The following is a 24,183-nucleotide window of genomic DNA, read 5'->3' on the forward strand; positions in this document are numbered from 1 at the left end:
CATATGCGGTTAATGAGATGTGGTACTAATAATTTAGGCGCTGTTATAACCTTAAATACGAATATTCCACCTAGTTATAACTAGTAATACAATAGTGCCTCAGCATTGCTTGAGCTCAGTTACAAAATAAATCCCAATAAAAAAATAGCAAAACGTTTCATTTTGTTTACAGTAATTATTTTTTTATTAAGTGATTGTAATTATTAGTTTATCTTAATTAACTGGTTATTCTTTTATATCGTCCAAAAGATTTTATTTTTTAAATGCAGTTCTTCAGTTTATATTATCATTTAACTTTATCCATTGTTTTATATAGTTTAATTTTCATATGGAACTAGGTTGTTGTGATGTATTAGTGTTTATTTATGTAAGTTTCACTCGGGATGACATTTTATTGTTTTTAGTCAGTATTGTTCAGGTATTTTGCTGTGTTTAGTTGTTGACCTAATCTAAAGTCAATAAACGTAACCGTTTGTATTGACCTGGCAACTAAATTGCAACAATATTGTATTGACCTGTTAACTTAATTATTACAATATTGGGTTCGATGTCTTAGCTGACATATCAGGTTTACGACCCAAAAGAGCAAATTAGGTCTGTAACCAAAAGACCAAAAACAATTCAAAAATAGGCAAAATAGCCTTGAATTTAAACACTAATATCACGAAAGTGGTCCAGGGAGTATTTATGTACAACAATAGCAAAGTCGCTAAAGCAGTGCGCATCGCCATGATCTTTGGTGCCGGTGCAGCTGCAGCAATTTCAGCACCTGCATTTGCAGCTGAAGATGAATCAGCTGAAAGCGTAGAGCGCATTGAAGTAACAGGTTCTCGCATTAAGCGTGCTGATATGGAAGGTGCAAATCCTGTCCAAGTTATCACTCGCCAAGACCTTGTTGCATCAGGTATTTCTAATATGGGTGATATCTTGCAAGAAATTCCATCGGTAGCTGGTGCGGGAACTAACACAGCGATCAATAACGGTGGTTCAGGTGCTATTCGCGTATCATTACGTGGTTTAGGCTCTGAACGTACTCTAGTTCTTCTAAACGGTCGCCGTATGGTAGCTTCAGGTACTGGTGCAGACAGTTCAGTTGATTTAAGTACTATTCCTACTGCGATTGTTAAGCGTGTTGAAGTTTTAAAAGATGGCGCGTCAGCTATCTATGGTTCGGATGCGATTGGTGGTGTTGTAAACATTATTACGCGTGATGACTTTGAAGGCTTCGAATTCAATGCGGGTTACGATATCGGCACTGAAGAGTCAGATGGCGAAACCAAGAATATCGATTTAACTATTGGCTTTTCTGGTGATAAAGGTAATGCGGTTGTAAACGCATACTATGTTCAGCAGGGCGCACAATGGTCTGGAGATCGTGATTGGTCTAAATTCGATTATGGTATGGAAGATGATGGTTCATTAACACCAGGTGGCTCTTCAGCTACACCATGGGGTCGTTTCCGTGGTTTTGATGAAGACGCTGACGGCTGTACAGATTTCACTCATGGTGCAGCTAATGGACCAGGTCAATCTGATCCATCAGATCACCGTACTGCCGGTTATGACTGTTTTGGTGGTACCGATTTATACAATTTCGCACCAGCAAATTATCATTTAACACCTGCAGAGCGCTACGGTGTTTTTGCATCGGGTTCATATGAACTTAATGATAGTGTTCGCGTATTTACGGAGTTAAGCTTTAACCGTCGTACATCAGATATTAAATTAGCACCATTACCTTTAGCTCCATTAGCATTCTTTGGTTATTCTGCTCCTTACACTGCCGATAACTACTACAACCAGACTGTAGGTCCAAAAAATGGTGCAGGCGAAAGTCAAGATATAGCTGATTGGCGTCGACGTATGGTTGAAACTGGCGGTCGTGATTCTACCTACCGTATTGAAACTGTACGTGCAATGTTTGGCATTGATGGCGAATTTGATAATGGCTGGGGCTGGGAAGCTAGCTACATCTTTGGTTCAAATGACTCTGCAACCTCCGCACAAGGTGGTGTAAACTTTGAGAAAGTAGCATTAGCGGTAGGCCCGTCATTTTTAGATGATACTGGAAGTGTAATTTGTGGCACGGTAGATGCGCCAATTGCCGGTTGTGTATCGTTGAATGTTTTTGGTGTTCCAGGTACAGACAGTGAAGTTTCTCAAGAAATGTTAGATTATATTACTTTTGAAGCACATGATCTTGGCTCTAATGAACAGCAAATTATGTCAGCAAGTATTTTTGGTGATGCATTTGAATTACCAGCAGGTACTGTTGGTTTTGCCGCTGGTATTGAACATCGTGAAGAAAAAGGTGCAGATTATCCTGACGCGCTTATCGCTTTAGGTATCACGTCGGGTTCATCGCGTACATCAACAGAAGGTAGCTACGAAGTAGATGAAGTATTCCTTGAAACCAATGTTCCACTATTAAATGGTGTTGTTGGCGCTGAAATATTAGAAGTTGATTTAGCGGTTCGTTACTCTGACTACAATACGTTTGGTGATACTACTAACCACAAAATTGGTGTTCGTTGGGTTCCATTCGATGGTCTAATGGTACGTGGTACATCTTCAACAGCATTCCGAGCTCCTTCTACATCTGATTTGTTCGCTGGTTCTTCAGACAACAGTCCAGAAGTCGTAGACCCATGTTTTACTAACCCAACAGCATTCTGTATTGCTAACGGTGTTCCTGCCGCTGGTTTTGTGCCAATTGGTGACCAATTATCTTCAACGCGTGGTGGTAATCAAGATCTTCAACCTGAAGAAGCTGATATCTTTACCGCTGGTGTTGTGTACAGTCCTGATTTTGCTGAAGATTTATCACTAACGTTAGATTACTGGGACATCAAGATTACTAGTGCAATTAGTACGTTAGGTGAGCAGTTAATTCTTACAAGTTGTGCAAAAAGTGGCGAATATTGTGACAAAATCACTCGTTTCGGCGTTGACAGCCCACTTTACGGTAACTCAATTGATATTGATGACCGTACAACAAACGTTGGTGGTGTTGACTCATCAGGTTACGACTTTAACGTTCGTTACTCTACAGACCTTGAAGGCGGTACAATAACTTTCAACGTAGACACGACTTACTATGATACATATGATATTACACAAGCCAATGGCGCCGTAATTGAAAATGCTGGTTACTTCTACCGTAATAGTGGTGATGGTAACTTTCCTAAGTGGAAAACTAATGCTGATGTTCGATATACAAGCGATGATTGGTCTGCAGCTTGGTCAGTTCGTTATATAGGTGATGTTAAAGAGACGTTTGGTGAAGGATTCCGTACGATTGATAAGCAAATCATTAATGATGCTCGCTTTAGCTACTTCATGGATAACATGACTGCATCTATTGGTTTAAATAACGTATTTGATGAAGATCCACCGTATGCAGATACTGGTTTTAACGATAATACTGACCCTCGTACTTATAACACTCAAGGTCGTCATGTATACGTTACTTTAGGATTATCTTTCTAAGATAATTTTAAATTAAGTAAAGCTAAAAAGCCATTGAGTCGGACTCAATGGCTTTTTTATTTACTTTATCAGGTAGTTTAAACAGCACCAATTGGACAGTAATTTAATGCAATTGGTATAAGTCTGTTCAGTGCACTCTTAGCACACTACAACCTCGGTATTTATCTTTCTGTTTTTCTTTTATTTTCGACAACCAACCAATAGATAAACATGCCTATGCAATTGGCTCAGGTCGATTTCATCGTCGAATGAATTATTGCTAAATTTAACAATCGATTTGGTATCTGTTTTTCGATAAAACGTCGATTGAAGCGATAACAGAACTCATCTAAGTATTCTTGCAGGTATTTCCTTGATACTCCATGTAATGTACCTAACAAAAATATTTTTAAATTACCCATGGCGATGTGTACCCACGGTAGCCATTCATCAACTAAATTACAGGCTTCGTAGTCTTGTGTTTGGTCAATAATAGTCAGTGCGGGCAATGCATCTGAAGGGATTTTTTGAACTTGTTTAAGTGCTTTTTGACAAATTTTTCTACGCTAAAATGACAAATACTATCGACTACTGCCATAGCGATAAATCCTGTTTTTTTATCTTTGCTTTCACAGGCGATAACACATTATTTCTTCCTGCTGCGCCACGACCTCGTTTGCCTTTTTTTTTGCCACCAACTAGCGCAGCATCTAGCTCTATTGTGCCACTTAATTGATACAAACTATGCTCTATACCCTATAGCCGTTCTAAGTTTCTTTACAATAAGTCTAGCGTTGCGCCAATTGATTTCTATTAATTTACTTCCCTTTTCTGAGCCAAGAAAATAGATAACAAAAAACCACTGAATCAAGGTGATTTTACTGTCATGAAAAAGTGTTCCCGCCATGACGGATGTTTGCTTTTTACATTGCGTACATTCGTATAAATGGCGATTTGTTATTGCATAGTGATGGGCATTACCACAACGAGGACAAATAAAACTATCTGGCTATTTTATTTGTTGTAAGTATTTCAAGCAATCGTCTTCGGTATTAAACTGTTTCTGCCAAGCTAAAAATATGGCTTCTGGCATATTCAGGGTAATGGCTACCTACACATTGTGTTTATATATACGCTATTGTTCCATCCTAAGTTATCTGCATAGACATGTTTTTTTATTCTTTTATACCTTCCAAAATATTATTCTTTTAAATGTTGGCTCTCTTAACAAAATTATTAAAATTTAATATGCTGTCGAATTTGGCATGATTTTTATAGCGAACCAGGCTACTGCGATCTGTTGATGTTTATTTTAGTAAGTTTTCATTTAAAATAATATTATTTATCTAATTGTTTATAATGTGTTTTTTGTTTAGTTTGACTGCTGCTTCTGATTAAAGTAATTCAAATGTAACTGTTTGTGTTGACCTGTTAACAATATTAAGTTTAATATCTTAACCGTTAGGTCAGGTATCTGACCAAAAATAATTCAACAAGGCAATATAGTCTTGAATTTAAACACTAGTATCACGAAAGTGGTCCAGGGAGTATTTATGTATAACAATAGCAAAATAGCTAAAGCAGTACGCGTCGCCATGATGTTTGGCGCAGGCGCAGCTGCTGCAATTTCAGCACCTGCATTTTCAGCAGAAGATGAATCAGCTGAAAGTGTAGAGCGTATTGAAGTAACAGGTTCTCGTATTAAGCGTGCTGATATGGAAGGTGCAAATCCTGTCCAAGTTATCACTCGCCAAGACCTTGTTGCATCAGGTATCACTAATATGGGTGATATCTTACGAGAAATTCCATCTGTAGCTGGTGCCGCAACTAACACCGCGATCAATAACGGTGGTTCAGGTGCCATTCGTGTTTCATTACGTGGTTTAGGTTCTCCTCGTACATTGGTACTTTTAAATGGCCGCCGTATGGTTGCCTCTGGTACTGGTGCAAATAGTTCCGTTGATTTAAGTACTATCCCAACTGCCATTGTAAAACGTGTTGAAGTTTTAAAAGATGGCGCGTCAGCTATCTACGGATCTGATGCTATCGGTGGTGTTGTAAACATTATCACTCGTGATGACTTTGAAGGCTTCGAATTCAATGCAGGTTATGATATCGGCACTGAAGAGTGGGATGGCGAAACCAAAAATATGGATTTAACCATAGGTTTTTCAAGCGATAAAGGTAATGCTGTTGTAAATGCATACTATGTTCAGCAGGGCGCACAATGGTCTGGCGATCGTGATTGGTCTAAATTCGATTATGGTATGAATGCAGATGGCGAACTTATTCCAGGGGGCTCTTCGGCTCCACCATGGGGACGTTACAACGGTGTAAACTCAGCTAACCCAGATAACTTTACTCAACTTCGTTTAGATGAAGATGGCAACCCTGATTTAGATACAGATGGTAACCAACAATTTGACTTACCTACAGGTACTTGTAACTCATTTACTCACGGCGCAGCAAATGGTCCAGGTCAATCTGATCCTTCTAACCCAGCAAATGCTACGGGTTATGATTGTTGGGATTGGGATAAAGATACTTACAACTTCGCACCAGCTAACTATCACTTAACGCCACAAGAGCGTTACGGTATTTATGCTTCAGGCTCTTATGAAATCACTGATACTGTTCGTGTATTTACTGAATTAAGCTTTAACCGTCGTACTTCTAAAACAAAACTAGCACCGTTGCCATTAGCACCATTAGCATTTTTTGGCTGGGGTGATGCAACTTACTCTGCAGACAACTACTACAATCAACAATTTGGTCCAAAAGACAAAAATGGCGATACAGTAGATATTGCTGATTGGCGTCGTCGTATGGTTGAAACAGGTGGACGTGATTCACAATTCCGCGTTGAAACGGTACGTGCTATGATTGGTATGGACGGTGAATTTGACAATGGTTGGGGCTGGGAAGCAAGTTACATTTTTGGTCGTAACGATTCAGCAACACAAGGTGCTGGCGGTGTAAACTTTGAAAAAGTTAGCGCAGCTGTTGGTCCATCTTTTATGGATGACCTTGGTAATGTAGTTTGTGGCACTGAAGCTGCTCCAATTGCAGGCTGTGTATCATTAAATACCTTCGGTACTCCAGGTACAGATGGTGAAATTAGCCAAGAAATGATGGATTATATGTTGTTTGAAGCACATGATGTGGGTTCTAACGAACAGCAAATCATGTCTGCAAGTATCTTTGGTGATGCGTTTGAATTACCCGCTGGTACTGTAGGTTTCGCAGTAGGTGTTGAACATCGTGAAGAAAAAGGTGCTGATTTTCCTGACGCGCTAATTGCTTTAGGTATTACATCTGGCTCATCGCGTACATCAACGGTAGGTAGCTACGAAGTAGATGAAGTATTCCTGGAAACTAATGTTCCACTATTAAGTGGTGTTGTTGGCGCTGAAGTATTAGAAGTTGATTTAGCGGTTCGTTACTCTGACTACAATACATTTGGTGATACAACTAACCACAAAATTGGTGTTCGTTGGGTTCCATTTGATGGACTAATGGTACGTGGTACATCATCAACAGCATTCCGTGCTCCATCTACATCTGACCTGTTTGCTGGTTCTTCAGACAACAGTCCAGAAGTAGTTGATCCTTGTAACACAAACCCAACAGCATTCTGTATTGCTGATGGTGTTCCTGCTGCCGGTTTCGAACCCATTGGTGACCAATTATCTTCAACGCGTGGTGGTAGTCAAGATTTACAACCAGAAGAAGCTGATATCTTTACAGCTGGTATTGTATATAGCCCTGATTTCGTAGAAGGTTTGTCATTAACTTTAGATTACTGGAATATCGAAATTACGAGTGCAATTAGTACGTTAGGTGAGCAGTTAATTCTAGATAGCTGTGCAGCAACTGGCGAGCATTGTGATAAAATTATACGTTTCGGTGCTGATAGCACACTTTACGGTAACTCAATTGACATTGATGACCGCACAACTAACGTTGGTGGTGTTGAATCATCAGGTTACGATTTTAACGTTCGTTACTCAACAGATCTTGAAGGTGGCACAATAACTTACAACGTTGACACGACTTATTATGATACATATGATATTACACAAGCCAATGGTGATGTAATTGAGAATGCGGGTTATTTTTACCGCAATAGTGGTGATGGTAACTTCCCTGAATGGAAAACAAATGCTGACGTTCGCTACACAAGCGATGATTGGTCTGCAGCATGGTCAGTTCGTTACATTGGTGAAGTAGATGAACCATTTGACGGTGACTTCCGTACTATTGATGCTCAAATTATTAATGATGCACGCTTTAGTTACTTCATGGATAACATGACGGCAACTATTGGTCTGAATAACATATTTGATGAAGATCCTCCGTATGCAGATACTGGCTTCAACGATAATACAGACCCGCGTACTTATAACACGTCAGGTCGTCACGTTTATGTAACTTTAGGATTAGCTTTTTAAGTTAGTTTTAGTTAAGTAAAATCATAAAAGCCATTGAGAACGACTCAATGGCTTTTTTATTTTCTTTATTAGGTATTTTAAACAGCAGCAATTGAGCAGTAATTTAATGCAATTGGTATAAGTCTGTCCTGTTCACTCCGAACATACTACAACCAAGGTATTTATCTTTCTGTTTTTCTTTTATTTTCGATAAACAATCAACCAATAGACAAATAAACTAACTATGTTATAAACTGAATTTATTAAGAATAAGGGGCGATACCGAAAAGAGTCAAGCTGACATCCGCGGGGAGTATAAGTATATGGAATAGCATTTCAGCTTTGTTGGTTTTCTTTACTTATTTAGGTGCTTCTCCATCGAATTGTAACAACCTTATTTCAAACCATGCTATCGACACATTGAAGCATAAAAAATCCCTAACTACTCAATAGTTAAGGATTAGCTTTCTGCAGAAGCTACTTAAGCTTTATTTAGCAATCACATTACTATGTAAATTATAATCTAGCACTTATTCAATCGCTAAATTGTTGAACCAGCGCTAGTTTGGGCTTTACTTTCTTGTGATCTAAGCGCTTCTTGGTTTCTTCTTCTTACTTCGTCAGCCAATTCTTTCGACATACAACTGCGTTTTTTTCTATGGCTTCCTGTCGTAGCTCTATACTCACATACCATATTTTTATCATTTGCCATCTTGGTATATTTATCATCATTTTCTTTAGATTTATCAGCATAGCCTGACTGGCTTGAACTACAAGCGGCAAGTAATATGGTAATGCTAATTAGTAATGTTTTTTTTAACATTTTGAGCTCCATTGTTATATTTTATGAGTAACGACTGCTTTGTAACCTACTAAATTATTAAACTGATAACCAAACAGCCTGATTTTACAAACTATATCTTAGCAAATGCTGCAAACGGCATTATTAGTAAGTTGTACGTGTTTCATTAAATATCTTTATTAGTACTTTGCAAGATAACCTAAATTATAATTTTCACTATAAATATGTATATAATGATTTTGTAACAAATGACATAAATCCAAAATAATATGAAATTTTCTATCCAGATGATTAACAAAGATTATTTTGATCCTTAAATAATAAGGTAGCATAGCGTAATAGGCAATATTTAAAAAAGGTAGAGATTTATATGAAAGTTACGCCTACGCTCATAGAGATCCGTTTGACGAAATCCGTCGATTAGTTGAAGTAGGTATTGAAGGCCTTAATTTGATCCATTTCTATTGCTTTAAAGGCGGCTGTGATTTTAATCAATTAAGAGTGTTAGTCGCTGGCAGCGGGAACAGGAGATTCCGATATTTTTTTAGTGGAATAATTAAAAGATAACACGGCATAAATTTGACCAATATAAACTGGTTGCATGGCTCATTACTCTTATTTATTGGGATATAGGTAATTTTTACTACATAGGTTGAGCAGGTGTATTACATCATTTAGACGAGCAATTGTTAGGTCTACACTCACTTAAAAATTTATTGAATGACTCAGGTGCAATGGGTTTGATGGTATAAGGGAAATATGGACGCACTGGCGTTTATCAAATGCAGCAGTTAATGAGAATGATTAACGCGGATGAAGAATATTTTCCTAATGGGTGACAAATACTAAAAGAATATTGGAAAATATCCCAGGAACTAATTGGTTTTCCCATAATGAAAAACTTATCGTTGATCATATTAAATGTGAAGATAACGGCTTAGTACATTTATTGTTGCATGAACAATACTGTGCTTATAGCATTTTAGAAGTTTATCAGTTGCTAAAACAGTTGGGGGTTGCAGTTTGTAGAGCTCAATTATGTTAAGTTGAGAACGTCCTACCGGCCAGAGCAATATATTACCGACAATAACTTGCTTAAGGAGATTAAACAGCGACTGATAAAAGAGCAGCACGGCATTGCTGAGTTATTAGTGGGCGCTTTTAAAAATCATGAGTACTATGCCTCAGTAGGTGTTGATACAAAGGTAAGTTTTTCCACGTTGTCCAATGTACCATTCTTTTTTCCTGAGAACCTTTATGAAATCTAGGTAGTCAACTAGCAGAAGCTATGTTGGCAAACGCCAATAAATCTATTTTGATGAAACATATCAGCGGATTTAAGTTTGTTCTAGCCGCGTCACAGTTAAACTATTTAATATTTAAAAATATTGATGGTAAAAGACACTACAAGTTCTTTTTGATCAGGTTAGACAAGAACTGAAGGATCAATCCTTAGACAATAATCAGTTAATAGAATACTTTTCTCAGTGTATTAAACAATTTCAACAACTCGACTGGATACTGTTACGAGCAAGCTAATTTGAATTTTGGTTAAGCGAACTTACCTGAATACCTATTTCTTGATGTTAAGCAAGCTTGTTTTTGATTGTAATAGTGCGTAATTACGTCTTAAAAATGACTACCTCACTAAAATTCGTAATTGGGATTGAAACAATTAGTGCCTCGGTATTTTAGGCGATTACAAATAGTTTATTCAAATAGTTGGAAAGTAAAAGTTGTTTAATTAAACTGCTAGTTTTGTATCGCTTAACTTGTGCATTTTTAGGAGATTGTCATATACTTTTATAGTAAAAAAGAATACCAAATTAATACCACTTTATGACAGCTTATTATCTAAGGCATTTGCTAGTCTTTTGGTTGGCTCAGTCTTACTTGTGATTAAATTATAAGCTGACCTAACTCGCATAATTTAGGGCAGGCGTTGATGAACGCCATATAGCTTGCATATTTATAATGTTATATATTTGTTCATTTAAAAACCAAAATGGCAAAATTAAACTGCATTTAGATAATAAAGTTTGACTTACTACGAAAGAGTTAGTAAAACATGAACAGCACATATTTTTACAATAATGAGGCCTTCTGTAACATCGATTAAATTAATAATTTTCTGCATTAAATGAATATATTGTTAAATTATCGTTACAAAAAAATTTACTTCACTCTTTAAAAGCGAAATAAATGGTCTTTTTATTGTACTTAGTTGACAGTTAGGCTGTCGTCTGGGAATATTGTCGTAGTTTTATTTTAGAATAATAAAACTTTAAATGGCAGATTATTAAATTTGCGTTAACAATAAAGTTTGTTATCAAAATTCAATAGCAATGGTTGGGAACTATGTCCAAATTAAGCAAGAAAAGCCTTATCGCAACGACGATAATTGGCGCACTAGCATTTTCAGCAAGCAACTTCGCTGCTGCAGATGCATTAACAGATCTACAAAAAGCAGAAGCTCAAATTTTTAAAGCTTCAAGTCAATCACAAAGCAAAATAGACAACATTTACGGACAAACTCAAGAGCTACTAGCTGAGTACCGTAATACAGTCGATGAAGCTGACGTGTTAAACGGTTATAACGATCATGTTCAACTTATGGTTGATGATCAAGAAGCTAATATTAAATCATTACAAAAACAAATTGCTGGTATAGATAAAACCAAGCAAGGCGTTGTACCATTGATGTACAAAATGATTGACACATTAGAGAAGTTTGTTGACCTTGATGTTCCTATGAACATTGATGCACGTAAAGAGCGTATTGCTGGTTTACGTGATGTAATGGGTGATTCAGATGTATCAGTATCTGAACAGTTTCGTTTAGTGCTTGAAGCATACGAAATTGAAGCCAGTTACGGCACCATATTCGGTGTGTATCAAGGTGAGCTTGACTTAGGTGATCGTATGATCACTGTTGATTTTGTTCATATGGGTCGTATTTCATTTGTTGCTCAATCTCTTGACATGAAAAACTCTTGGGTTTGGAATAATGAAAAACGTGGTTGGGATGCTTTAGGTGACGAATACTTGAAACCAGTGACTGATGCCGTTCGTATGGCTCGTAAGCAATTACCACTTGATCTAGCTAAACTACCCGTATTTGCAGCAGGAGCAGAATAATGAAAAAAGTTATTAATTTCGTATTATTTGCTGCTTCAATGACAGTAGCAGCTTCAGCATCAGCTAATCAGTTAGATGACTTATTAAAACAAGTTAAAAATGACCGTATTTCTGAAGCTAAAATTGATAAAAAACGTGAAGCGGAATTTATTTCTGCGCGTTCTGACAAGCAATCTTTATTGAACACAGCTAAAACAGAACTAGCAAATCAACAAGCACGAAACAAACGTTTGACAAAAGAGTATGCCGCTAATGAAATTACTTTAGCGCAAAAATCTGTAGAGTTAGACAATGCCCAAGGTACTTTAGGTGAAATGTTCGGTGTAAGTCGTGCCGCTGCAGCTAATGCTTATGGTTCAATTGTAACGTCAATTGTTTCAGCTGAATACCCAGGTCGTGGTAACACGTTAGACAAGATTGCTAATTCAAAAGCTATCCCTGAACTTGAGCAGCTTGAAGAATTATGGTTTGCTCTGCAAACTGAAATGACTCAGTCAGGTGAAGTATCTAAGTTTACTACAGAAGTAACTAACTTAGATGGTTCAAAGTCTACTGAATCAGTAACACGTGTTGGTACTTTCAACTTAGTATCTGAAAACGGTTACTTAAACTATAATGATGAAGTTGGTCAAGTACAGCCACTAGCTAAGCAACCTGCTGGTTATATCACTGATACTGCGATTTCTTTCTTTGGTGAAACTGCTGGTTTCTCACCTCTTTATGTTGATCCATCTCGTGGTGCTATCTTAACGCTTGAAACGCGTAAGAAAACATTGATGGAATTCTACCATGAAGGTAAAGAAGTAGGCTATGCCATCACTGTATTACTATTCTTTGGTCTTCTTATTGCTTTAGAGCGTATGATTGTTCTTGGCAGCATGAGTTCTAAAATCCGCGCTCAAGAGAAGAATCTTGAACAGCCAAACGACAATAACCCACTGGGTCGCTTGTTAAAAGTTTACTTTGACAACAAAGCTGTTGATGCGGAAACACTTGAACTTAAACTTGACGAAGCTATATTACGCGAAACACCTAAAGTTGACCGTGGTATTAACTTAATCAAAATGTTCGCTGCAATTGCACCACTAATGGGTCTATTAGGTACAGTAATCGGTATGATTATGACGTTCCAAACGATTACATTATACGGTACAGGTGACCCGAAAATTATGGCGGGTAACATCTCTCTAGCACTTGTAACAACTGCCCTAGGTTTGATTTGTGCATTGCCATTAATCTTAATCCACAGTGTTGTTGCTGGTAAAAGTAAATCTGTATTGCAAAAGCTAGACGAGCAAAGTGCTGGCTTGATCGCTGCTATTGCAGAGAAGGAGTCTAAATAATGTTATTCCTGATAGAGCTTTGGGAATCTGTCAGGAGTTTTATTGCGACTGGCGGTAACGTACTGTACGTTGTTGCCTTCGCACTCTTATTGATGTGGATAATGATGATAGAGCGTTATTGGTTCCTATCTAAAATCTATCCTAAAATGAAAGACGATATTGTCGGACGTTGGGATGCAAGAGAAGATACTACTTCTTGGTATGCACATCGAATTAGAGATACTTGGATCTCCGAAGCGACAGAACTACTAGAGCAACGTATGCTCACAATTAGAACCTTGGTGGCAATGTGTCCACTAATTGGTTTACTTGGTACCGTAACCGGCATGATCGGTGTGTTTGAAGTAATGGCACAACAAGGTACTGGTAATCCGCGTCTGATGGCGTCTGGTATATCAATGGCAACAATTCCGACAATGGCGGGTATGGTTGCAGCATTATCAGGGGTGTTTTTCAGTTCAAGGTTAGACGCTAAAGTTAAACTAGCAAAGGCTAAACTGGTTGACAGTTTACCTCATCACTAGAGAGATATTCGAATGGCACGTAAACGTATTCGTGAGGACGAAGAAGCAGTTATAGATATGACACCGATGCTTGACATCGTATTCATTATGCTGATTTTCTTTATCGTAACTACTTCTTTTGTTAAAGAAGCTGGTATTGAAGTTAATAAACCTAAAGCGGCAAATCAATCGAAACAAAAGTCAGCTAATATCTTTGTGGCAATTAAAGATAATGGTGAAATTTGGTTAGATAAGCGTCGTGTTGATGTTGAACGCGTAGCGGCCAATATTGAAAAATTATTGGCTGAGCAACCAACTGATGTTGTAATCATTCAAGCTGACAAAGACGCTAAACATGGTGTAGTTGTTAAAGTAATGGATGCAATTAAAGAAGCGGGCATAGACAGAATATCTATCGCTGCAGCTAAGGGGTAGTTTATGGTTCGCTTTTTAGTATCTATACTACTAGGCGCGGCAGTAACATTTGCTTTGTTTTCTTTTATGGCCTTCCTTGTTTCTAGCGGTGATAGAACCAAGGAAGTAGGATTAGAGAATATCATTGTAGAAGTTAATACGACGCCACCTAAGTCAGCTGCTGAACGCCGTCAACGTGTTCCGCCGCCGCCGCCGCCGCCGCCTAAAACGCCACCTAAGCCTCAAGCTCCAGAGCCTGAAGCTAATAACGACGCGGGTGGATTAACGTTTAATATGCCTGGTGTACAGTTAGCCGGAGCAAATGCAGGTATTTCTGCACCTGGTGCTGGTTTCGGTCGTGACGGAGATGCAACACCAATAGTTCGTATTGAGCCTAAATACCCAATACAAGCTGCTCGTGATGGTAAAGAAGGTTGGGTTACGCTTTCATTTACTATCAATGAAATTGGTGGTGTTGAAGATGTTGATGTCATTGAAGCAGAGCCAAGACGTGTTTTCGACAGAGAAGCTAAACGTGCTTTGCGAAAATGGAAATACAAACCAAAAGTTGTTGATGGCAAAGCTATGAGACAACCAGGTTTGACCGTACGACTTGACTTTAAAATGGATGGAGGGAATTAGTAATGAATAAGATTTTTTCATCTTTACTGTTAATTATTTCAGTTGTTCTAATTCAATTGCCAATAGCTGCAGAAGTATCTGCGGCAGGTGCTGAAAAGTCTGAAAAACCAAAGCGTAAAACACAGCTTGTTGGTCCTAGTGTCGGTAAAAAAGTAGCAAAAGCCTTTGAAGCTTATTCAGCGGATGATATTCCAGGTGCTTTAGTTATTCTTTTAGATATTGATGCGAGTAAAGACTACGACAAAGCTTATGTTGCGCGCTTTATAGCAGTTATGTATGCAACTATGGGTGATGAAGAAGCTAATTCAATTAAATATTTAAAAGCAGCGATTGAACCTGATCTCCTTAACGAGGGTGATCATGGTGCTGCGATTAAATTGTTAGCTGATTTGCAGATGCAGACCAAGGCTTATGAAGAAGCACTAGTTAATTACCAAGCTTGGATGGATTTTACGGGTGAATCTGACGGTAATACTTGGACAAAAATAGCTAATGCTCATTATGCGTTGAAACAATTAGATGAAATGATTGTGCCAGCAGATAATGCCATTGCAGCTTATGGTGACAAGCAAAACAAAAATCCTTATATATTGAAGATCACTTCATTTTATGAAAATAAAAAATATAAAGAGGCTGTTAAAACGCTTGAAACTGTTATCCAAATATTCCCAGAAGATAAAACTTGGTGGACGCAGTTAGGTATGTTCTATCTGCTAGTTGAAGATTACCAGAAAGGTTTACAAACACTTGATCTGGCTTATAAACAAGGTTTCCTTGTTAAAGAATCTGAAATTAAAACACTAGCAAGTTTATATTCGCAGAATGTAGTGCCATATAAAGCAGCAATACTGTTAGAAAAGCATATCGATTCTGGCTTAGTACCACGTGATGATAAAAATTTATCTTCACTAGCTAACGCTTGGCACGCTGCTCAGAATATTGATAAAGCTGCTGCTTATTATGGCGAACTAGCTAAAATGACTAACCTTGCTAAGCATTACAGCAAACAAGGTATGTTATTAAAGCAAGATGAGCAATTTAAGCCAGCGATCGTAGCGTTAACTAAAGCAATTGAGCTTGGTGTTAAAAATGAAGGTAGACTGCAAATGAGTATCGCAGAATCTCACTTTTATTTAGAGCAATATAAACAAGCTTATAAAGCGATTAGTTTAGCAATGAAAGATCCTAAAACCCGTAAGTCAGCTAAGGGTTGGGAAAGCTTTATTAAAGACACAGCACGACGTAAGAACGTTTCTATCTAATTTTTATACTTAATTAATAGATATGAAACTAAAAAACCAGCCAATTAGGCTGGTTTTTTTATATCTTGAAGAGTACTTATTCAATAATGACTTCGTAGCACATTAATTTCAAATTTCAAATAAAACTTTAAACTATAGTTAAGTTAGTTGTTCTAAATCAAATAAAGCTATTTTTAATAGCTTTTTTAGACTACAATCCGCGCCGTTTAGTCAATCAATTGGAATGCCAATGTCAGAAGAAAACTTCAAAGATAGTTCGTCTAAGCGTCATTTATTTGCCGCGTTATTTGTGATGTTCGCAGCACCTTTATTACCCATGTTGGCTGGTTGGTTTACATTATTGTCAAATTAACCAACAACAGTTTTATTTAATATGAAAATTCTTGTTGTAGACGATAATCCGTTAATACTCAATAGCCTGAGTGATCTGTTATTCGCTCAAGGTTATTGTGTCAATACAGGGTGTCACGGTCTAGATGCCTCTGAAAAGTTACAAAACGAATACTACGATTTAGTGATCGTCGACCACTTGATGCCTATCATGAATGGTATTCAGCTAACTAAACACATACGCCAACATAAAACCTATTTAGATACACCGGTTATCTTGATGACAACGCAAGGTCATCAATCGTTAAAGCTGATTTGTAATACCAACTTATTTTCAGCGGTAATTGATAAACCGATTGACGTACAAAACCTACTTAAATTGATAAAGAGCTTACTATCGGTAAATACTCGCTATCAGTTACTATAATCTTTCAATGAATTGCTTTACTCTGTAACTAAAATATTTTTAGACGCTTAGAACATGACTGAAACACAAATCAATACACTTAAATCCGCAATTCACACCATTCCAGATTATCCAAAAGCCGGTATTATGTTTAGAGACGTAACCGGTATTTTGGATGATGCTGAAGCATTCAAACTCACCATAGACATTTTAGTGAATAAATTCAATGCGGGTGGTTTTACTAAAGTAGTTGGTACTGAAGCGCGTGGTTTTCTTTTTGGAGCTCCGTTAGCATTCGCAATGGGCTTAGGTTTTGTTCCAGTGCGCAAGCCAGGTAAGTTGCCAAGAGCTACTTATAGGCAAGACTACGAGCTAGAGTATGGTCACGACACCTTAGAAATTCATCAAGATGCGTTAACCCAAGATGATAATGTTTTAATTATTGATGATCTACTGGCAACAGGTGGGACTATTGAAGCAACCACCAAGCTGATAAGACGAACAGGTGCGAAGGTAACAAATGCTGCATTTGTTATATCATTGCCAGACTTAGGTGGTGAAAAAAAACTCGAAGACATGGATTTATCTGTGTTCTCTTTACTGCAATATGCTGGTGATTAAGGCTGAAGAATGAGCTATCAGGTTTTAGCAAGAAAATGGCGACCAAAATCCTTTAGTGAGTTGATGGGCCAAGAACATGTTGTTACTGTTTTGGTTAATGCCTTGACGCAACAAAGGTTACATCATGCCTATCTGTTTACTGGAACTCGTGGTGTTGGCAAAACTACCATCGCGAGAATTTTTGCTAAAAGCTTAAATTGCGAAACAGGCATCACAGCAACGCCTTGTGGTACTTGCGATGCTTGTGTGGATATAGATCAAGGTCGCTTTGTAGACTTACTTGAAATTGATGCTGCTTCACGCACTAAAGTTGACGATACGCGTGAAATTTTAGATAACGTACAATATGCACCAACAAGAGGTCGATATAAGGTCTATTTGATTGATGAAGTTCATATGCTGTCGCGCAGTAGTTTCAATGCTTTATTAAAGACACTTGAAGAGCCTCCAGAGCATGTAAAGTTCATCCTTGCGACTACTGATCCACAAAAATTACCCGTTACGGTACTTTCTCGTTGTTTACAGTTTCATTTAAAAGCGCTAACGATTAAACAAATTAGCGATAAAATTATTGAAATACTCACAAAAGAAACCGTATCATTTGATGATGAATCAATTGCTATGCTCGCTAAAGCGGCCCGTGGCAGCATGCGTGACTGCTTAAGTTTGACCGACCAATGCATCGCGCAAGGTAATGGCCATATAACCAGAAATGACGTGCAGCAAATGTTAGGTGGTGTTGACCGCGATTGGGTCTTTAAAATTATCATCGCCTTATTAAAACAAGACTCTGCCGCTTTAATGCAGCTTTCACTGGTGATTGCCTCATACGCGCCAAGCTATAGCCGATTGTCAGCTGATCTAATCCAACTGCTGCATCAAATAGCGATGACACAAGTGGTTAAAGCTAATTTTAGCTTGCCGGCAGAACACCAACAATTGCTAACGCGTTTCTGCCAGTTAATGTCGCCTGAAGATGTTCAGCTGTATTATCAAATCGTGTTAACTGCCAGAAAAGATTTACCTTATGCAGATGATGAACAAGCTGCATTTGATATGATGTTACTTCGCTTACTTGCTTTCAAACCAGTTGTTAATAGCCATAATTTACCCGAAGCAGGTAAAGAAATAGCTGATGAAATCTCGCCTAGTGATTCCACGTTATTAGCTCATGCTAGCGCTAATATGGATGAAAACCTCAATCCAGAAAAAAAATCAGTCTTACCAAAGACTGTGGAAGATATTCATCAGCAACCAAGCGTTAATATAAATGAAGACAACTCGATTCCAGATGCAGGTATAGCCCCTGATCAAGAACTTGAAGCGAATGATGTTTTAGCAGAAGAAATGCGGGCAATTGAACATCAAGCTCATACGCTTATTGAGCCAATACCCGCAGAGAATATATTACAATCTGAGCAGAGCAATAGTGATCAAAATATTATTGAACAAAGCCCTGTTGATCAAAGCCCTATGGATCAAGGCCCTGTTGAACCAAATATTACTGAGCCAAACCTTACTGCTAATCATAATGATGAAGATAAAACTGTTGTTAGCATCACTAACAATAGTTCAGATTTACAACCGGCTAAAGATGACAAAAAAGTATTCGAATCGCCCGTTGCGGCAGCAATAGCGACACGAAATATGCTCAGAAGTCGTAAAAAGTCAATGGAGGATAGCGGAAAAAAGCCTAACGGCGCTGCCTTGCGCCCAGCATTAGCAACGAGAGAAAATGCCAGTGTCGACACGGTAAAAAATACCGCTGTTGAGCAGCCTAATGTTCCAGAACTAGCAACATTACCTGAGCAACCTTATAATGAAGGCGTTATCAATCCAGCGACGATTAAACTAGCAAACCAAGTTGATAAATGGGCACACATGATTGACAGTATGTCTTTGCTCGCGCGCCTAAGGCAGCTAGCAATACACGCTACTATTGATGATAGGTCTACTGACGACTTATTAATTTTGCAACTAGATCAATCAATTAAACACTTAAATAGTGATACAGCACATAAGCAATTAGAAGCACAAATATCTGAATATTTACAACGTAAAATTACCGTTGAATTAAATATTGTTGAAAAAACCGTTTCAGATCCTTATCAGATCCAAGCGGACATTAATGCCAAGCGCTATGAATATGCAAAGCAAGTATTAGCTGAAGATGAAATTGTTATAGCACTGCAACAACAATTTCAAGCTAAGCTTGACCAAGAAACTGTTGTAGCGCGTTAATCGCTACTTGAACTTTTAGCCGTTAACTACTATCTTTGGCGGCATATTACATTTGGAGAGAAAAATTATGATGAAAGGTGGCATGGGTAACTTAATGAAGCAAGCCCAAGACATGCAAGCTAAAATGGCAAAAGCACAAGAAGAGCTAGCCAAAATGGAAGTAACCGGCGAAGCAGGTGCAGGTATGGTTAAAGTGACTATGACAGGTAATCATAACGTACGTCGCGTTATTATCGATGACAGCTTAATAGCCGATGATAAAGATATGCTTGAAGACTTAGTTGCCGCAGCAATGAATGATGCTGTACGTCGTGTTGAAGAGCAAAATAAAGATAAAATGGGTGCTTTAACTGGTGGTATGCAAATGCCTCCAGGGATGAAAATGCCTTTCTAGTTCTTAGTGTATGAAAAAGCCCGCTTTTAAAGCGGGCTTTTTTGTATGGGTCATATGTGGGTCAAAAAACATAATAAAGTTTTTATAAAGTTATGATTCGTAGCTCTGGCCAAGTTTCTCTGCCATTTCTGAAATTTAGTTTGTCTTACTTTACGATACCTAAGGGTTCATTTTTCTCTGAAATTTGCATATCTCCCTACTCACACTCTTCGAGATAACGCCTGTTTTTTATTGTGTTTTCACCTGATGTAGATCAGTAAAAGTAAACGTAAAAAATTTAATGAACACTATACTTCTTACATCATTTGTTTGATTGATCTTGCTCGCATGTCTGAAAATATAATTAATAAGATGTCATATAATAGCAGTGATACAAATTTGCATGATTATCAGCAGTCTTGTGATGACTTTAATTGGCAAACCGACCCCAAAAAAACACTTAATATTGCCTACCAAGCCGTTGATAAACATTTAAATACCAGCATTGAAAACAAAGTAGCACTTCGCTGGCTTGGTAAAGATGAACAGTTAATTGATTATAGTTACCGTGATTTAGCAGAACAAACTAGCCTTTTTGCGAGTGTGTTAGCTAAGCTGGGTTTTGAACAAGGCGTACGGGTATTTAGCTTGGTGGGGCGATTACCGCTACTGTATATCTCAGCGTTAGGTACGTTAAAGTTTGGCGGCGTTTTCACCCCCTTATTTTCTGCCTTTGGCCCTGAGCCTATTCGTTCTCGCATGGAGATAGGCGAAGTTAATGTATTAGTTACCACTAAGCGTTTATATGATAAAAAAATTGCCACTTGGTGGCACGAACTGCCTCATCTTAACGTTATTCTATTCATCGATAGCCCTGAAGATGAAAAAATTTCAGTTGCCTCTTCTCATCCCTTAGACAAAGGCTGTTATTGGTTAACCATACTGCTTACTGATGCTGACACCAGATATCCCTGTGCTAAAACTCATGCTAATGACATGGCTTTGCTGCACTTTACCAGCGGTACAACGGGTCAACCTAAAGGCGTTATTCATGTGCATCAAGCGGTGGTTGCCCATCAATCTTCGGCAAAGTACGCCTTAAACTTAAAACAAGACGATATTTATTGGTGCACTGCTGATCCTGGCTGGGTGACGGGTACCTCGTACGGCATTATTGCGCCACTTTGTTTGGGCGTGACAATGATTGTTGATGAAGCTGAATTTGAAGTTGAGCGTTGGTATCACATTTTACAGCAACAAAAAATAACCATTTGGTATACCGCGCCAACCGCGATTCGCATGTTGATGAAAGCAGGAACAGCTATTCGTGAACAATATGATTTATCCGCGTTAACCTTCATCGCTAGTGTTGGCGAACCTTTGAATGCTGAGGCCGTGCGATGGAGTGAAAAAGTACTGGGTTTACCTTTTCATGACAACTGGTGGCAAACAGAAACAGGCGCCATCATGATTGCTAATTTTGCCAGTCAGCCAATAAAACCCGGTTCAATGGGCTTACCTTTACCGGGTATAACGGCCGCTATTGTTAAGCGTAATGCACAAGGGCGTATTGAAACAATAGAGCAAGCTATGCAAATTGGTGAGCTGGCATTAAAACAAGGCTGGCCTTCAATGTTTCGTGGCTATTTGCATCGTGAAGAAAAATATCAACAGTGTTTTCAAGACGGTTGGTATTTAACTGGCGATCTCGCTAAGCGAGACGCACAAGGCTATTACTGGTTTGTAGGTCGGGCTGATGATTTGATCAAATCGTCAGGTCATTTAATTGGCCCATTTGAAATTGAAAGTGCCTTGATGGAGCATGAAGCTGTCGCTGAGGTGGGTGTTATTGGTATTCCTGACGAAATCACCGGGCAAAAGGTTAAAGCCTATGTGACGTTAAACCCTGATGTTGAATGCACTGAGCACAACTTAGTCGCATTACAAAAAGAGCTAAAAGGTTTTGCTCGTAAAAAATTAGGCGCGGCAGTTGCGCCTAAGGAAATAATTTTTCGTAAAAATTTACCTAAAACTCGCAGTGGTAAAATAATGCGGCGCTTATTAAAGGCACGTGAACTCAATTTACCCGAAGGTGATATTTCCACCTTAGAAAGTGATGAACAATAATGTTCAATAAGAAGGTAATGAAAAATAGTAAGAAAAAAGAGTAATAAAAAATGAATGATAAATTACATCTTGATAAAGCGCACTTACTTGAACAATTAAAACAAATGTTACGCATTCGCCTTTTTGAAGAAAAATGCGCTGAGCTTTATGCACAAGAGAAAATACGAGGTTTTCTTCATCTTTATATTGGCGAAGAAGCCTTAGCCGTAGGCGTGATGGCGGCGCTTTCCCCAGAAGATAATATTGTGGCCACTTATCGTGAACATGGTCACGCGCTTGCGCGTGGTTTATCAATGAAGTCTGTGTTGGCTGAAATGTATGGTCGCACGAATGGTTGCAGTAAAGGGCGTGGCGGCTCTATGCACCTATTTGATAAAAAGCAGCACTTTTATGGTGGCAATGCCATTGTTGGAGGTGGCTTGCCTTTAGCCACAGGTTTAGCTATGGCCAATAAGCAACTGAAAAAATCAGCGATAGCCGTGTGTTTTTTTGGCGAAGGAGCCGTGGCAGAAGGTGAGTTTCATGAAGCAATGAATCTTGCCGTGTTATGGCAATTACCCATACTATTTATTTGTGAAAACAATGGTTATGCCATGGGTACGGCATTGGCCTTATCTGAATCAGAAACCAATATTGCCAAAAAAGCACAAAGTTATGGCATGCCAGCGCAGCAAGTTGACGGTATGAATGTGGTCAACGTGGAAGCGGCAACGACTAAAGCCGTTCAGCACGTTAGAAGTCATCAACAACCTTATTTTTTAGAGTGTCAGACTTATCGTTTTCGAGGACATTCAAGCTTTGATGGTCAGCTATACCGTGATAAAGCAGAAATAGAACAGTGGAAAAAGCACGGTCCTGTAAAGCAATTAAAGCACTGGTTGATACAAAATCATCAGCTCAGTGATAGTGACTTTAACGGCATTGAATCAGAAATAAAACAAGAGATAATCGAAGCCATTAACTTTGCCGAGCAAGGACAATGGGAGCCGGTTGAAGATCTTTGTAAAGATGTTTATAGCCCAGCAACACCGAAAATAAATATCAAGGCAGAACAAGGAGGCTTGGCATGAAGGTTCAAACAAACAGCAGTCAAACAATGACTTACCGCGAAGCCTTACGTGCGGGTATTGAACAATGCCTAAACGACGATGAACGTACATTTTTAATGGGTGAAGACGTTGGACGTTATGGTGGCTGTTATGGCGTAAGTAAAGGCTTGTTTGAACATTATGGCGCAGAGCGAATTATTGATACGCCGCTATGCGAATCAGGTTTTGTCGGGGTAGGTATCGGCGCCGCGTTAGGGGGAATGAGGCCGATAGTAGAGGTGATGACGGTTAATTTTAGCTTGTTGGCAATGGATCAAATTGTTAATAGTGCCGCCACGTTACGTCATATGTCAGGTGGTCAACTGAATGTCCCCATTGTTATTCGCATGGCATGTGGTGCGGGTTTACAACTGGCCGCGCAACATTCTCATAGCTGGGAAAATTTATACGCCCATATTCCTGGTTTAAAAGTATTAAGCCCAGCAACGCATAACGATGCCCGTTATATGCTATTACAAGCAATACAAGACCCTGACCCTGTGCTTATTTTTGAACATGTCATGTTATTAAATAACCAAGGTGAAGTCTTTAATGCACCAGACGCTGATATGGAAAAAGCCGTAGTGCGTAAGCAAGGTACAGATATTACCCTAATCACCTATGGGGGCAGCTTACCTAAAGTTTTAATGGCAGCCTCTGCGCTTGACGCATTGAATATTCATGTCGAGGTTGTTGACTTACGTTGTTTGCGACCATTAGATAACCACACCATTTTAGCCAGTGTTAAGAAAACACACCGCGCTATTATTATTGATGAAGGCTGGAAAACCGGCAGTTTAGCGGGTGAAATCAGCGCCATTATTATGGAGCAAGCTTTTTGGTATTTAGATGCGCCAGTGCAGCGAATTTGTACTCAAGAAGTGCCTATTCCTTACCCAAGTCACCTCGAACAAGCGGCTTTACCTCAGGTAGAACAAATCATCCGTTGTGCAACAACTTTATTTGCAGGTGAACAATAACGCTGCGCTTCAACG

General features: G+C 38.6%; 17 protein-coding genes and 1 pseudogene. 16 read left to right on the forward strand and 2 right to left on the reverse strand.

The features are described 5' to 3' along the window. Positions 1 to 687 precede the first annotated feature (687 nt). A complete protein-coding gene (locus tag H4J61_RS10620; protein WP_182185018.1) occupies positions 688 to 3,489 on the forward strand; it encodes a TonB-dependent receptor in 2,802 nt (933 codons plus the stop codon). Positions 3,490 to 3,716: 227 nt separating this feature from the next. Here H4J61_RS10620 and H4J61_RS10625 read toward each other — a convergent pair. Next, positions 3,717 to 4,567 (reverse strand): annotated as a pseudogene (locus H4J61_RS10625) (IS1595 family transposase). Between the two features lie 454 nt (positions 4,568 to 5,021). On the opposite strand from H4J61_RS10625, the gene H4J61_RS10630 reads away from it, so the two are divergent. Beyond that, entirely contained in the window at positions 5,022 to 7,919 is a 2,898-nt protein-coding gene (locus H4J61_RS10630) for a TonB-dependent receptor domain-containing protein (protein ID WP_182185019.1), read from the forward strand. Positions 7,920 to 8,439: 520 nt separating this feature from the next. Here the strand turns inward: H4J61_RS10630 and H4J61_RS10635 are convergent. Further along, complete coding sequence (locus H4J61_RS10635) at positions 8,440 to 8,721, reverse strand: hypothetical protein (protein WP_182185020.1); 282 nt, start codon at positions 8,719 to 8,721, stop codon at positions 8,440 to 8,442. Positions 8,722 to 11,058: 2,337 nt separating this feature from the next. On the opposite strand from H4J61_RS10635, the gene H4J61_RS10640 reads away from it, so the two are divergent. From H4J61_RS10640 to H4J61_RS10700, 14 genes are all read left to right on the forward strand, one after another. Further along, the gene (locus tag H4J61_RS10640; protein ID WP_182136964.1) at positions 11,059 to 11,838 is read left to right on the forward strand and encodes a DUF3450 domain-containing protein; all 780 of its coding nucleotides are present in this window, start codon (positions 11,059 to 11,061) and stop codon (positions 11,836 to 11,838) included. Continuing rightward, a complete protein-coding gene (locus tag H4J61_RS10645) occupies positions 11,838 to 13,181 on the forward strand; it encodes a MotA/TolQ/ExbB proton channel family protein (protein WP_182136963.1) in 1,344 nt (447 codons plus the stop codon). Before H4J61_RS10640 ends, H4J61_RS10645 begins: the two co-directional genes overlap by 1 nt. Beyond that, positions 13,181 to 13,705, forward strand: a complete 525-nt coding sequence (locus H4J61_RS10650) for a MotA/TolQ/ExbB proton channel family protein (RefSeq protein ID WP_182136962.1) — start codon at positions 13,181 to 13,183, stop codon at positions 13,703 to 13,705. Before H4J61_RS10645 ends, H4J61_RS10650 begins: the two co-directional genes overlap by 1 nt. Positions 13,706 to 13,717: 12 nt before the next feature. After that, the gene (locus tag H4J61_RS10655) at positions 13,718 to 14,119 is read left to right on the forward strand and encodes a biopolymer transporter ExbD (protein ID WP_081149207.1); all 402 of its coding nucleotides are present in this window, start codon (positions 13,718 to 13,720) and stop codon (positions 14,117 to 14,119) included. 3 nt (positions 14,120 to 14,122) lie between these two features. Further along, positions 14,123 to 14,740, forward strand: a complete 618-nt coding sequence (locus H4J61_RS10660; protein ID WP_182185021.1) for an energy transducer TonB — start codon at positions 14,123 to 14,125, stop codon at positions 14,738 to 14,740. Positions 14,741 to 14,742: 2 nt separating this feature from the next. Further along, complete coding sequence (locus H4J61_RS10665; protein WP_182185022.1) at positions 14,743 to 16,002, forward strand: lipopolysaccharide assembly protein LapB; 1,260 nt, start codon at positions 14,743 to 14,745, stop codon at positions 16,000 to 16,002. 229 nt (positions 16,003 to 16,231) lie between these two features. Then, positions 16,232 to 16,354 carry a hypothetical protein gene (locus tag H4J61_RS17940; protein WP_259363252.1) on the forward strand — a complete coding sequence of 41 codons (123 nt, stop codon included), beginning with the start codon at positions 16,232 to 16,234 and terminating at the stop codon, positions 16,352 to 16,354. Between the two features lie 21 nt (positions 16,355 to 16,375). After that, positions 16,376 to 16,759: a response regulator gene (locus H4J61_RS10670; protein WP_182136959.1), complete on the forward strand. Its 384-nt coding sequence runs from the start codon at positions 16,376 to 16,378 to the stop codon at positions 16,757 to 16,759. A 54-nt stretch (positions 16,760 to 16,813) separates the two neighbouring features. After that, on the forward strand, positions 16,814 to 17,359 hold the full coding sequence (gene apt, locus H4J61_RS10675) for an adenine phosphoribosyltransferase (protein ID WP_182185023.1): 546 nt from the start codon (positions 16,814 to 16,816) through the stop codon (positions 17,357 to 17,359). A 9-nt stretch (positions 17,360 to 17,368) separates the two neighbouring features. After that, the gene (gene dnaX / locus H4J61_RS10680) at positions 17,369 to 19,600 is read left to right on the forward strand and encodes a DNA polymerase III subunit gamma/tau (RefSeq protein WP_182185024.1); all 2,232 of its coding nucleotides are present in this window, start codon (positions 17,369 to 17,371) and stop codon (positions 19,598 to 19,600) included. Positions 19,601 to 19,664: 64 nt separating this feature from the next. Beyond that, a complete protein-coding gene (locus H4J61_RS10685; RefSeq protein ID WP_182137031.1) occupies positions 19,665 to 19,994 on the forward strand; it encodes a YbaB/EbfC family nucleoid-associated protein in 330 nt (109 codons plus the stop codon). A 327-nt stretch (positions 19,995 to 20,321) separates the two neighbouring features. Next, complete coding sequence (acsA, locus tag H4J61_RS10690; RefSeq protein ID WP_182185025.1) at positions 20,322 to 22,100, forward strand: acetate--CoA ligase; 1,779 nt, start codon at positions 20,322 to 20,324, stop codon at positions 22,098 to 22,100. Positions 22,101 to 22,150: 50 nt separating this feature from the next. Further along, a complete protein-coding gene (gene pdhA / locus H4J61_RS10695) occupies positions 22,151 to 23,170 on the forward strand; it encodes a pyruvate dehydrogenase (acetyl-transferring) E1 component subunit alpha (RefSeq protein ID WP_182185026.1) in 1,020 nt (339 codons plus the stop codon). Further along, positions 23,167 to 24,168, forward strand: a complete 1,002-nt coding sequence (locus H4J61_RS10700) for an alpha-ketoacid dehydrogenase subunit beta (protein ID WP_182185027.1) — start codon at positions 23,167 to 23,169, stop codon at positions 24,166 to 24,168. Before pdhA ends, H4J61_RS10700 begins: the two co-directional genes overlap by 4 nt. Positions 24,169 to 24,183 lie beyond the last annotated feature (15 nt).

It is taken from the genome of Colwellia sp. MB3u-4 (genome assembly GCF_014077065.1).
GTDB lineage: Bacteria > Pseudomonadota > Gammaproteobacteria > Enterobacterales > Alteromonadaceae > Cognaticolwellia.

Excerpts from the sequence above, each read along its gene's own strand:
- H4J61_RS10620 (WP_182185018.1), top strand. The coding sequence starts at position 688 with ATGTACAACAATAGCAAAGTCGCTAAAGCAGTGCGCATCGCCATGATC.
- H4J61_RS10630 (WP_182185019.1), top strand. The coding sequence starts at position 5,022 with ATGTATAACAATAGCAAAATAGCTAAAGCAGTACGCGTCGCCATGATG.
- H4J61_RS10635 (WP_182185020.1), bottom strand. The coding sequence starts at position 8,721 with ATGTTAAAAAAAACATTACTAATTAGCATTACCATATTACTTGCCGCT.
- H4J61_RS10640 (WP_182136964.1), top strand. The coding sequence starts at position 11,059 with ATGTCCAAATTAAGCAAGAAAAGCCTTATCGCAACGACGATAATTGGC.
- H4J61_RS10645 (WP_182136963.1), top strand. The coding sequence starts at position 11,838 with ATGAAAAAAGTTATTAATTTCGTATTATTTGCTGCTTCAATGACAGTA.
- H4J61_RS10650 (WP_182136962.1), top strand. The coding sequence starts at position 13,181 with ATGTTATTCCTGATAGAGCTTTGGGAATCTGTCAGGAGTTTTATTGCG.
- H4J61_RS10655 (WP_081149207.1), top strand. The coding sequence starts at position 13,718 with ATGGCACGTAAACGTATTCGTGAGGACGAAGAAGCAGTTATAGATATG.
- H4J61_RS10660 (WP_182185021.1), top strand. The coding sequence starts at position 14,123 with ATGGTTCGCTTTTTAGTATCTATACTACTAGGCGCGGCAGTAACATTT.
- H4J61_RS10665 (WP_182185022.1), top strand. The coding sequence starts at position 14,743 with ATGAATAAGATTTTTTCATCTTTACTGTTAATTATTTCAGTTGTTCTA.
- H4J61_RS17940 (WP_259363252.1), top strand. The coding sequence starts at position 16,232 with ATGTCAGAAGAAAACTTCAAAGATAGTTCGTCTAAGCGTCATTTATTT.
- H4J61_RS10670 (WP_182136959.1), top strand. The coding sequence starts at position 16,376 with ATGAAAATTCTTGTTGTAGACGATAATCCGTTAATACTCAATAGCCTG.
- apt (WP_182185023.1), top strand. The coding sequence starts at position 16,814 with ATGACTGAAACACAAATCAATACACTTAAATCCGCAATTCACACCATT.
- dnaX (WP_182185024.1), top strand. The coding sequence starts at position 17,369 with ATGAGCTATCAGGTTTTAGCAAGAAAATGGCGACCAAAATCCTTTAGT.
- acsA (WP_182185025.1), top strand. The coding sequence starts at position 20,322 with ATGTCTGAAAATATAATTAATAAGATGTCATATAATAGCAGTGATACA.
- pdhA (WP_182185026.1), top strand. The coding sequence starts at position 22,151 with ATGAATGATAAATTACATCTTGATAAAGCGCACTTACTTGAACAATTA.
- H4J61_RS10700 (WP_182185027.1), top strand. The coding sequence starts at position 23,167 with ATGAAGGTTCAAACAAACAGCAGTCAAACAATGACTTACCGCGAAGCC.